The organism is Halomonas sp. YLB-10, from assembly GCF_003856855.1.
Classification (GTDB): Bacteria; Pseudomonadota; Gammaproteobacteria; order Pseudomonadales; family Halomonadaceae; genus Halomonas; species Halomonas litopenaei.
In genome coordinates, this window is record NZ_RRCU01000002.1 from 308,299 (window position 1) to 319,897 (window position 11,599).

The following is an 11,599-nucleotide window of genomic DNA, read 5'->3' on the forward strand; positions in this document are numbered from 1 at the left end:
GGTAATCAGGAAAAACTTTGAGCTTCACCTAAAAGGTCTAGTTTTCCAGCTTATCTTTGCCGGTTTTAGTAGACACTTTCATGCCTGATCGGGAAGGGGGGCATCCAAAATAAAATCTGGATGCCATTTTTCGAGCAACAAGGCTTGGAGCTAATCTTTCAGATGCAAGTCAGCAGCAACTGCCTGTAGTGCTGCGAAAAGCTAATGTGATAGCTCGGTTCATCAGCAAAATCCCCGAGCGCGTAAGCGCTCGGGGAAGCCTCCTCCAAGTCTTGTTCAAAATCACCGTCATTGCCGCCATCCGCATCGTCGTCAGCACCCCTGCCGCCCGACGCCGGGCTAGCTTCGACCGCAGGCACCGGTACCTGGCTCAGCACGGCAAGATCCTCCGGTAGATCAATGGCAATGCGTTCCGCGAATCGCTGTAGCGTCGTTTCCGCCAGCATGAACAGCCAAGCTTGATCATCGGCTTCGCCCATGCGACGCAGGATTCTCCCCAAGACCTGCCGGTAGTGTAGCTCGGTACGGATGCGGCTGAGAAAGCAGCATACCTGCAGGCGGGGGATGTCGGTTCCTTCGCTGATCATCCCGACTGCGACGATCCAGCGGCAATTGCTGTGTCGGAATGCATTGATGACCCGCTGGGCATTCGGGGTTTTGTTAGTCACGACACACCAACTTTCCCCCATAGCGTCAAGCGCCTGGGCTATCTGCTGGGCATGTTCGATATCGGTGGCAACTACCAGGCCCGCCGCCTCTGGCTGGCTCCGGCGAAGCGTGTCCAGCTTGTCGCTTCCTCGCGCGAGCAGTTGTTCGATCACCTCGTCATGGCGCAACAAGTCTTCGTAAGTGACAGGCGACTCCCCCAGCAGCTCGGCGATATTGGGGAACAACCTAACAGTGTTCTCGGTTTCGACTGCTTCCGTGAGCGCAACTTGTTGGTTGTCCAGAAGCAGAATGCGGGGCGAACGGCACACTCCGTCCGCGATGGCTTCCTGCAGACCATACCGATAGTCGCAGATCAGCTGCCCCTTGGGAGATAGGTAGCGCGCCAGGGCAATGGCGCGGTCATCAGAGCGCCACGGCGTGCCGGACAGCGCCAAGGTGAAGACGGCCCGATCCTGGATCTTCTGCAGGATCTGTTGACCCCAGGCGTTGCTCAGCAGGGGATCATAGCCGGCGCAGTGATGGATTTCGTCGAAGACGACGAACACGCGATAGTCGTCGAGCAGTCGCCAGAAGATCTCATCGCGGTACTCCATGGCTTGATAGGTGTAAGCCCCCCCCACCGCGCCGAGCAAGCCGTCCAGACGCTTGCCGAGCACCGCCGAAAAGGTCGAACGAAAGCCATCAACGACTTGGCACGACGGTGCGAAACAGAGCACCAGATCGATCTTGCCTTGGTCAAGCAGGCATCGTGTCAGCTCCGCCGCCATGCGTGTCTTACCGGCACCGGGGGTCGCCTGGCAGAAGAAATGCGACGTGGAAAGGAAGTTCTCCAACGCCGTGTCTATACACCGGCGCTGCCAGTCTCTCAGCGATGCCGTCATCGCTGAGAGGCCACCGCCTTGAGTGTGTTCTCGACGGCACGAAGATGTCCCAACAGGCGCGAACTGCGGTCTTTGGCCCCCCGATACTCGCTCTCAACCTGGTCCTTTAAATGGGGCATGTCATCGAGGAGCTGCTTGTAGCGCTCCGTTTCGCCCATCGACGACAGGAAGTCGAGCTGAACCTCTTTGAGGAGGCCTTCTAGATACGTCTGCGCATCGGACGACGACGCGGGTGGCGTGGCACTCGGCTCGGGGGTTGACGATGTCAGTTCCTCTTTAGGCGCGGGCTTGAGGCTATTCTCGAAGCCGTTGTCGATCAGCTCTAAATGCAGGTGCGGCGGGATGGGTTGTAGGTGGTAGACCTGCCCCCGCTTGCGGCGCTCTTTGTCAGGTACGAGCCAGCCAGCCCTGAGCAGGCGCCGAATCTGCTCATACACATACCGGCGCACATCGCCGAGACGAAAGTCGGTGCCTTCAAGATGCTTGGCGTAGGCATCCCGCAATTCGCGGGTGGTGAATTGCGTGCGCCCCTCCTTCTGGAGAATGTCATACAGTCGCCTGTCGAAGATGAACGAGACGGTTTTCATGCAGGCACCTAAGCGGTTGTCACAAAAATGCGGATTATAGTCCGTGGCCTGTGAGTCCGCAAACACACGATAGTACTGCCTCAAATGAAATTGAGGCAGTCATGGATCCATTGGCAAAAGCGTTGGGGGCACGCATCCGGACACAGAGAAAAGCCTGTCGGCTCTCTCAGGATGCACTGGCGCTGGCCTGCAGCATTGACCGCAGCTACATAGGACGCATCGAACGTGGCGAGGTAAACATCACGGTCGAGAAGCTGTACCTCATCGCCGGTGTGCTAATGTGCGACCCGGCGTCGCTTCTTCCTCGCATGACGGAGCTTGAGGTCAGCTAGCCCCTGACGCGTCATAGAGGCATTCAGCGTCACGTAGTAGGAGATCACTGACAGGCGATGTAGGACAGGCACCACCTTCTCAACGCGGCCTGCCTGCCTTGTCCCTCACTCCGCTTCGCTGTGTATGATGGCCCTCATACATCACCATCAGTACAAAGAACGCGGGGAAGCATCGTGAACGTGGAAAGTCACTCTCAGCTGGCGGCCTTCATCTGGTCCGTGGCGGACCTGCAGCGCGGCGATTTCAAGTGGTCCCAGTACGGCCGCATCATCCTGCCTTTTACCCTGCTGCGGCGCCTAGAGTGCGTAATGGAGCCCACCAAGGCTGCGGTACTCGACGATGCCCAGGCCCACCACGCCAACCCGAGACGGTGCGCGACAAGCTGCACTTCGCCAACGGCATCGCCGACCGTATCGAACGCGACCAAACGGTGATGGCCCAGATCCACAACCACAGCGAGGATCAGGTGATGCATGGTCTCTTCCCGAAAAAGGTCACCGACGCCGTTCTTGATGCTTTCAGCGAGCACGAGAAGCTCAGCATGCCGTTGCTGGAGAATGAGGAAACGGGTAGGCAGTTTACTCTGTTGATTCTCAAGCTGATAGCAGACAGGTCCCGTCAAACCACACAAAGGCTTGAACAATGACCGGTTTCGACCCAAAGCGGACGTGCCGGCAAGGGCCGTAAGCACGATGATCAGTGTTATACTGCCGAACTATACGTATTTTATTTAAGTGCTTTAGGGGGGGCATGCGAGCGGCATAACATTATTGAACGCGCGCGTTGTCTAATGTCTATTATTCCATGCATTTCATGAAACTAAAATTTAGGGTGGTTGCTTGTGCTACGAGATGAACTAGAAGAAGCCAAAAGAAACGTCACTACAGATAGCATCCAGATATCAATAGGTGAAATTGCGTCGATGTATAGCCAGGAGGAGCTTGACATAATCCCTGACTTTCAAAGACTTTTTCGTTGGACTGTTGAGAAAAAGACAGCTTTTATTGAATCAATTCTAATTGGTATTCCTGTCCCCCCAGCATTCGCCTTTGAAAACAGTGATGGCACTTGGGAATTAATAGATGGCCTGCAACGAATTTCGACCATTCTTGAATTTTTGGGCATCCTTCGAGACCCGGAAGATAGAACAAAAATTTTACCAGCTTCGGCACTCTGTGAAGCGGTCTACTTACCATCACTAAAAGGTACTCGCTGGTCTTCTCAAGAAGCGGGTCAGTCAGCTTTAGAAAAATCTTTGCAATTGTTTTTCCGGCGAGCGCGCATTGACTTTCAGGTATTAAAGCATCCAAGCGACCCAAAGACTAAGTTTGACTTGTTTCAGCGGCTAAATAGGGGCGGGGAATATGCCAACGAACAAGAGGTTAGAACATGCTCCATGGTTCTTGCAAATAAAGAGGCTACGCGAAGGATTAAAGAGATAGCCAAGTCGGACCAGTTTGGGCGAATTGTCAACGTTACCGCAGAACAGCAGTATAAGCAGAAAGATGTTGAGTACCTAGTAAGAGCCATAGTTCATACGGGTGAAGAATTCAACGCTGAAATGGATGTTCAGGAGTTCTTAGACAGAACAATCCTCAAGATTGTTGTTGATGATAATGTTGATCATATTATCGACAGTGTTTCTTGGAGCGTAAGGACCCTCGATAAAATGTTCGGTCAAGAAGCGCTATTGCCTCATGACGAGGCCCATGAAGGCATTTCAAAAAGATTTTCCTTGAGAGCATTGGAGGGTGTACTCGTAGGGATTGCAAGAAACAAAGACAGAATTTCTTCTTTAGAAAATCCAGAAGAGTTTATTAGTAGAAGAATCGATGAATTCTGGCGACAAAAGGAAGTGGCTGACTTGAGCGCGTCAGGTCTTCGAGGAACGACTCGAATACAGCGTACTATTCCTTTTGGAGAGAATTGGTTCCGCCCAGATGAATGATTTATCACAGAATGTTGACCAAATAGATGGCCTCAGGCTCAGAAGGGCAAAGGAGCTCTCTGAACTTAAGGTAAGGATGACTGAAGCTGGAAAGTTTTCAAATTATGGAGTTCACTCAAAGGCAGTAATTGTTTTAGCTTACGCCCACTGGGAAGGGTTTTATAACGAATGCGTGCGCCATTTCATAGATTCTTTAGAGTCACATAATAAAAAAGTGAGAGAGGTTTCATGGTCAATGTTAGTAGGCGTTTTGAAGCCAAATCTACAGAAGCTAAGAGACAGAAATCACTCAAGTGAAGCAGAGAGCCAGTTTGTTGATGGCTTGAGAGCCACAATGGATAAGGGGTTTAGTGAGTTTGACGCAAATGTGGTTATGTCTCGCTCTAACCTTGATTTCAAAAAACTGAAACAGAACTTCGATATCCTGGGGTTTGACTTAGTGCCTTTCCAGAAATTTCGCATCCGTATTGATAAAGAACTAGTTGGCTGGAGGCATAGCGTTGCCCATGGTGATGATCCAGATTTGTCTTCAGTTGATTTGGAGAACCATGTTCAGCTAACTCAAGATCTATTGCTTTTACTTTCTGACTCTTTTCAAGAAAATATTTATTCACAATGTTCTGATGAAAACACTGAATGTGCCGGCCACTCAAATGCTACTGTATAACTATGGACTACAACCGAACGGATTTTCGCTGGCCTCCAAACCGGCGGCTGAGCCCCCGCGCTGAATATTAGTAAAATCTAAACGTCCACTTATGGCCGAAAGTGGACCGGGGGCGTGCCCTTCGCTGAAAAGGCATGCACAGCTGTATGTTGAGAGAAGCTGGTATAGCGAATGGTATAATAAAAATCTCAACAAACTAGGAAATCTATACAAAACAGACTGTTAATGAATTTTATCGAATCTTGCAGAGGGCGCCATGTCAGATCTGCGATCCATGCCCCCTCCCCTGACATTCCGGCGCTTTTTGCCCCGACTGTTGCTCCTGGATGTTGCTGCAAGCCCTTCCTGCCCGGGCTCAACCGTACTTTTGCACCTCATCAATCCTGCTGCTCGAAGATGACCCAAGCCTCGTTTATGACCCAGTTTGGTGTTCACACAAGATTGACACCGGCCACCAGACCGACAACAGCAAGCAGCCCGTAGAGGAGCTTTTCGCGACCTCGACCGGCAGGAAACCCAACAGGCCAAACATGAGATTGAGCGAAGACAGTTGGCCGCTATCGGTGCTCTCTTCCTCAAGCTGCTACCGCTACCTAATGCCTGCGATGAGCATAAAACAAAGATCCCACCGCTAAGCGGTGGAATACCGAGAGAGGCCATCCAAAACAGCATGGCAGCTGCAAGACGACTGAAGGAACTGGAGGCCGCGCTGGCAAGCGCTTCAACCTAAGGGCAGTTACTACAAGCTCCCTACCCATCAACCCCGCCATACGGCGGGGTTGATCCGTTTCGATCCCTACCAAACGCGCTGCTCTGGGCGTCCTCGAGTAAAGCGTTCCCCTCGCTCACCGGCGCCCAGTTGCCATCATCCCCCGTCCCCTGTCCGGCACCCTGGCGCGCTGTCGACACCCCGCCCCGCCTCCGCGCTAAACCTGTCGGTTTTAATGCACTCATGTGCTGGCCGCCAGCACGCACCACTACGGGGCTCTGCCGGTGATAGAGGTACACCAGAACTCATGCGGAATCATGCGAATTTATGATGAGGATGCGACGCGTTGGAGTAGCGTCGGTGGCGGAAAGAGTAGATCTATGCCAAGTTCGCAACAATATGTTCTCACAAAGGCCTGACTGGCCCGGAGACTGCTTACGACCCAAAGCGGACATCTCGGCGAAAGCGGCATGCTGGTTCAGCCGTGTTATGCAGCCGGCACAAGAATATATGTTAGGCTCCCATTGAGTATCGTTAAAATAGATAGGAAGGCTAAGATTTGAGCATCGAATTTTTAGAAACTGATTTTGATAAAGTTAGCTATCTAGCGAATGTGTTGACTGCTAGAGCTACTGGAATGGCTTCTGATTCTAGTGAATATGAGGCACTGCGAAAAGATTTGCTCAGTAATCCCGCTATCGCACCACATTTACCATCATTGGTAAGGCAGCATAGAAATTTAGATTCGTTTTGGGGTTTTATTCAGCCGAAGTTTCCAACTTACGCTGAGCGCAGAACCTATTTATCAGAGCAATTTACTCATTTGCTTGACGCGCTTGAATTTGGCACATCAATTCAATCAGCGTCCGCAGCGCCGATCCCTTCAACTACAGCTCCACATCTAAGTAATCCTGCGCCGCAACAAACTCCAGCAACCCGGAACAAAAGAAAAGTATTTGTAGTTCACGGTCGAGATAATGAAGCAAAGCAAGAAGTTAGTAGATTTATCGAGAGCTTAGGGCTGGAAGCTATTATCTTACATGAACAAGCCAGTTCAGGAATGACCATTATCGAAAAGATCGAGCATTACTCAAATGATGCTGACTTTGCCTTGGTGCTATATACAGCCTGTGATAAAGGCCGTGGAGCATATGAAACAAAGGTCCCAGCAAGGGATAGAGCACGACAAAATGTTGTCTTTGAACATGGTTATTTGATGGCCAAGCTTGGCAGGGAGAATGTGTGCTCTTTAGTCAAGGGGAAAATAGAAACGCCAAATGATATAAGTGGAGTCGTGTATGTACCGCTCGATGATTTTGGTGCTTGGAAGAATGAAGTTGCTAGAGAGTTAAAGGCATGCGGCTATTCGATTGGCTCCATTTTATAATTAAGGCGATAAGCCTAACAAGACTAGGCAATGCGAATCCTTAGCTATCGAGGATAAAGTAGATACATGAATGAATTTTTAATGGGTGTTCTCGCTAGCATCGTAGCTACAGCAGTGATAGCCATCATAGTTAAATGGATTTGGCCAAGTTTCAAAGATCGGTGCTTGTATAACGGAATTCGAGTGGTGGGTGCATGGGAGATAACCGAATTACGCAATGGAAAGAATATTAAGGTAGGCAAAATTGATCTGACTCAGAAAGGCCGCATTGTTAAGGGTACAAGTACCCGAACAAAAACTCGAGATGGGAAAAAATCAGAAAGAAAATTTCATTATCACGGCTTTATCAACGGCCATCAGATAACCCTGATTTTTGAGGATGCTAAGGGTGTAGGCTTTGATACCGGAACCTATGTTTTTACGGTTCAGAACGATGCCAAAACAATGGTAGGAATGGCCACTTTTCATGGAAAAACAGAGAATAAAATAGTCTCTGAACCGAGAACTTTAATCAATGTAGTATCTTGAAGTGCCTAACAAGTGCATGCACAGGAAGTCAACTAAGCGCCTTAAATTGTGGTGCGTTCCGCGCACCTTACCATAATTCGCTCTGCACCGTTGTCTCCTGTGATGAAGGCGTTATATCTCACTAGGACTCGAGTAAATCTATGACAGAAAGCCCTTTAAATTCTGCGTTGAGAATTTTTGAAGCAGCAGAAGCAAATCTAGTAAAGCTTGAGAAGCTCTGGCTGGAAATGGAATCAGTAATTCCAAATGGGGTGGCGTTTTTAGAAGATTCTGGCTATGAAAGCAATTGCATGGATTTCGAAAATCTTTTGGCTTCTCTCCCCAAAATCGATGGGTGGAAACCAGAGATCTACTTGTTGAGCTTGAATGAGATAGGACAGAGCAGGCTTGATGCAATGGAAGTTGGCGAAATCGAGTGTCAAATTTCAGTTGAAAATCAGATAAACGAACCAGCCAAGTTAATTCGCGAGTATAGGTATACGTTCGATCGCAAAAGGCGTGAGCTAGTGCGAGATGCATTGCAGTCGGCTATTGATAGCATAGATGAAGACTTGAGAGATCTCGCAATTGAGTTCGAAGGCGAATCTGAAATCCATGATGACGTTACCCGAACCAGCTTTGATGATTTAAAGTCCCATGTGGCTGAAATTGATACGCTATTAGGCAGCGAGCCTCGCCCTAGCAGGTGGACAGATCTCCACCGACACTTGCATTTCGGATTGCTTGGAGATCTTCAAGATATCATTAAGCATGACTGGCCAAGCGTAAAAAGTAGCATTAGAAAATCACTGTATGGCGAGAAGGAGCCGATACCTATCGAAATAGAAGATCTTGGCAGTTTAGTCTCTAGCAAGCCGACAGGTCCCATTGTTACAGAGCTTAATTGGGAAGACATCTCTCCAGATGACTTTGAGAGAATAATATTTGCTCTGATTTCTTCTGAAAAAGGGTATGAAAACCCCGAGTGGCTGATGAAAACGAACGCTCCTGACAGAGGGAGAGATTTATCCGTATTGAGAGTGCATAACGACCCTCTTGGTGGTGTGTTTAGGCATCGAACAATTATTCAATGTAAGCACTGGTTGTCGAAGAGCGTTTCCGTATCCGATATAGCAGAGCTTAAGGAGCAAATGAAACTTTGGGAGCCGCCGAAAGTTGATATTCATGTAATCGCCACTTCAGGCAGGTTTACGTCAGATGCTGTAGCTTTAGTCGAAAAACATAATCAGTCTGATAGTGGTTTGAGAATAGAAATGTGGCCGGAAAGCCATTTGGAACGTTTGTTATCTAGTCGCCCATCGTTAATTGCAGAATTTGGGCTTCGTTGAGAAAGATATAACAAGCGCATGTTGTCGGACTGGTTTTCCGCTGCGCTACAAACCAGCCGTAAATGCGGGCGTTATATCAGAGAGGATTAAAAGTCCGCTTCTGGTCGGTTCCAACCTGCAGTGACAGGAGTCTCTCGGTCAGAAGCAGACGCTGCTATGAATTAGGGCGAGAAGTCACAAATTGTCTTCATAATAGGTTTCGAAGCTCACCAGGTTTTCCCCTGCTTCTCTAAAAGGGTTGGAGTAGTAAAAGCAATATTCCTCGGCTATAGAGTTATCACTAGGAGGATTCAGGAACTGAACATTATACTTTTTGAGGATGTCGAATGCTGTCTCATCGCTATATGGATTCGCGATCTTTTCGTGGAAGAAGAGCTGATACAAAAGGATCCAGGACCGATCTAACTCGTGAAGGTCGCGACTGTGAATAATCTCATTTGCATGAGCAATCGCATGTTCCTCTCCAGTCTCGAAGCTACTAAGTAGTGCGATAGCAGTAGCATCATGTGTCTCTATTACTTGCGTGACGTTTTCCGGCGTCGGCTGAGCGTTTAGTTGCTTAAGGTAATACAACGCCCAGCACATGCCATCAGATCGTCGATGCAACACATTGATCTCCAAGATACTGTTGAGCTTATGGATCACGGAATTTTTATCGTAGTGGTCGGATGTGACGTCAATCTTTTCAAGCAAAGGCAATAGGATAGGATAATGCCAGCTGAGGTTCAGAATATACTGGAATACTGTGGCGGCAGTATCGCCTTTAGCTAGGCCGCATATGGAGCTTACTGCAAATTTCAAGACGCTACCGTCAGGCTCGGCTGTATTTAGGTGGACGGCGAAGTCTAAGAAGTTTATGGCGTCATGGGTATAAAGCGACAGAGTCCCATTGGCATCCATCTTCCATGGTATAGCATTGTTGAGTTTGGTAACCCAAGAGTCGACTAATGGCTCTGGAAGTTCGGTTACCTTGGTTTTGTTTAGATTTAGGGTTAAGCGGTATTTTGACAGAGCTATGCTGAGGGCTCGAATAAATTCTTGGGCTTCTAAGTGCGTCGAGCAGTAGGCGGTGTAATCGTCGATATACCGAACGAATTTAAATTTACCTGACAGCTCTTTGTCTACTGCGGCCAGTATTATTTCCACGGCGATGCTGGAGGTGCAGGGGCCGATAGGAAGGCCTATCGTCTCTTTACGTTTTGCGTTTCGGAGCACTGTGTCGAGAACTGAGCTCCAGTGTTTTTCGGGGGAAGAGGTCTGAAGCTTGCTCTTTGCCTCATCATATCCTTGGATTGCCCATTCCAACGAGTGTGTATAGATGGAGCCAAAGCAATTGGCTACATCTGCATGAGCTCTAAACCGAGCGCTAAAGCTGAGATCTAACGTATTCTTAGTTTTTATTTCATGATCATCATAGTTCATGATGAATATTCTGCCGTCATTGTGCTGCTCGGCCTTGATTGCGCTGTTCTTATCATCCATGAGTTCGAATATTTTTTCTCTATGAGCCTTTAGAGTGGAAAATATCTTCGAGTACGCGAGGGGATGTATTAGGCCCAAAGCTCTAGGTACATTGTTGAATCGCGTTGCCTTGTATTCTGTTAGGTCGAACTGAGATTTTTTTCGGCTATTGGATAATTCTATTTCTGAAAGTTTTTCAGCAATCTCTGGAGTAAATCTTCTGGTTGAGAAGCATGGAGGAAGCTCAGTTGAAGAGTCTTTTTGATTAGGGAAGTAGTTCCAGCGAGTCAGGGCTTCTAAGAAATGTCTTTCCGTGTCGAGAAGTGTCGCAATATTTGATGTTGGATTCGTAAGTTCTCTCACTAGTTTATGCCTTCCAAAGGTTGGTTTTTTTATATGAGAAGTTGCGAAGCCAAATGGGCTTTCGCTCATCCCTACCATGAGGCCATCGATCTTTGCTGCGTGCAGTGGTGCCTGTGTGAGTGCTGAAGCAGGGCGGATGCAGTTTACCATCAAGCTAAACGCTACTCTAAAGGGCTCGGGCCTAGTTGCGGCAGGGCGATTGGGGTAACTCGATACCACATGGCACTGGATCTCATTGCTACAGACGTCATCGCGCTGGGCTCGGGCTAGGAGGGGCTAGAAAAGTGAGCGTCCGCTTCTGGCCGAAAACGATCCTGCCTACCATCTCCGGCTGGCGGTGGTCGGATGAGGTACTTGAGGCTGTGCTGATGGGAGCTGCATTCGACGTGTAATGTCCAAGCCTACAGCTCCAAATATAGATCAAAAAAGCCTAACAACCCCGGAATTTTGGCACAAAACATTCTAAAACTGTTACATCGAAGACTAGTCAGTTAAATCAATACCTTAAGACGTTATAACATGATATTGATTGCGGTAATTTGCTGATACTCGTCGTCGCCGGGGGGCGGCGCCAGGATGCCGGAACCGAGATAGCCGGGGAAGTCCGCCGCCAGCTCGCGGCCTTCATCGAGCCACAGGGTGAAGTCGCGGTAGCGTCCACGCGCCACGCGGCGGGCCACCATGAGAGTCACGGGTTCGCTTGACATGGGATCTCCTCATCAATCGGACGTACCGCCT

Annotated in this window: 11 protein-coding genes and 1 pseudogene; 8 read left to right on the forward strand and 4 right to left on the reverse strand. The window is 49.0% G+C overall.

The features are described from left to right. Positions 1-158 precede the first annotated feature (158 nt). Positions 159-1,550 (reverse strand): DEAD/DEAH box helicase, encoded by a 1,392-nt coding sequence (locus tag EBB56_RS05290; RefSeq protein WP_124803272.1) that lies wholly within the window; start codon positions 1,548-1,550, stop codon positions 159-161. Then, on the reverse strand, positions 1,547-2,137 hold the full coding sequence (locus EBB56_RS05295) for a hypothetical protein (protein WP_124803274.1): 591 nt from the start codon (positions 2,135-2,137) through the stop codon (positions 1,547-1,549). Before EBB56_RS05295 ends, EBB56_RS05290 begins: the two co-directional genes overlap by 4 nt. 101 nt (positions 2,138-2,238) lie before the next feature. Between EBB56_RS05295 and EBB56_RS05300 the strand changes: the two genes are divergently transcribed. The 8 genes from EBB56_RS05300 (at position 2,239) to EBB56_RS05335 (ending at position 9,037) form a co-directional block, all read left to right on the forward strand. After that, entirely contained in the window at positions 2,239-2,469 is a 231-nt protein-coding gene (locus EBB56_RS05300; RefSeq protein ID WP_124803276.1) for a helix-turn-helix domain-containing protein, read from the forward strand. Positions 2,470-2,688: 219 nt separating this feature from the next. Then, positions 2,689-2,904, forward strand: coding sequence for a type I restriction-modification system subunit M N-terminal domain-containing protein (locus tag EBB56_RS22310; protein ID WP_409360201.1), 216 nt, complete (start codon positions 2,689-2,691; stop codon positions 2,902-2,904). Beyond that, positions 2,841-3,116 carry a hypothetical protein gene (locus EBB56_RS22315; RefSeq protein WP_221621147.1) on the forward strand — a complete coding sequence of 92 codons (276 nt, stop codon included), beginning with the start codon at positions 2,841-2,843 and terminating at the stop codon, positions 3,114-3,116. Before EBB56_RS22310 ends, EBB56_RS22315 begins: the two co-directional genes overlap by 64 nt. A 195-nt stretch (positions 3,117-3,311) precedes the next feature. Then, positions 3,312-4,418 (forward strand): DUF262 domain-containing protein, encoded by a 1,107-nt coding sequence (locus tag EBB56_RS05315; RefSeq protein WP_221621148.1) that lies wholly within the window; start codon positions 3,312-3,314, stop codon positions 4,416-4,418. Next, positions 4,411-5,085, forward strand: a complete 675-nt coding sequence (locus EBB56_RS05320) for an MAE_28990/MAE_18760 family HEPN-like nuclease (protein WP_124803278.1) — start codon at positions 4,411-4,413, stop codon at positions 5,083-5,085. Before EBB56_RS05315 ends, EBB56_RS05320 begins: the two co-directional genes overlap by 8 nt. A gap of 1,268 nt (positions 5,086-6,353) precedes the next feature. Then, positions 6,354-7,181 (forward strand): TIR domain-containing protein, encoded by an 828-nt coding sequence (locus tag EBB56_RS05325; RefSeq protein WP_124803280.1) that lies wholly within the window; start codon positions 6,354-6,356, stop codon positions 7,179-7,181. A gap of 66 nt (positions 7,182-7,247) precedes the next feature. Then, entirely contained in the window at positions 7,248-7,709 is a 462-nt protein-coding gene (locus EBB56_RS05330) for a hypothetical protein (protein WP_124803282.1), read from the forward strand. Positions 7,710-7,849: 140 nt separating this feature from the next. Continuing rightward, entirely contained in the window at positions 7,850-9,037 is a 1,188-nt protein-coding gene (locus tag EBB56_RS05335) for a restriction endonuclease (RefSeq protein WP_124803284.1), read from the forward strand. 174 nt (positions 9,038-9,211) lie between these two features. Here the strand turns inward: EBB56_RS05335 and drt4 are convergent, their stop codons facing one another. Both drt4 and EBB56_RS05345 read right to left on the reverse strand, forming a co-directional pair. Next, positions 9,212-11,011, reverse strand: coding sequence for an antiviral reverse transcriptase Drt4 (drt4, locus tag EBB56_RS05340; RefSeq protein ID WP_221621149.1), 1,800 nt, complete (start codon positions 11,009-11,011; stop codon positions 9,212-9,214). A gap of 386 nt (positions 11,012-11,397) precedes the next feature. Beyond that, positions 11,398-11,568 (reverse strand): annotated as a pseudogene (locus EBB56_RS05345) (antibiotic biosynthesis monooxygenase); the annotation flags it as partial. Between the last annotated feature and the right edge of the window lie 31 nt (positions 11,569-11,599).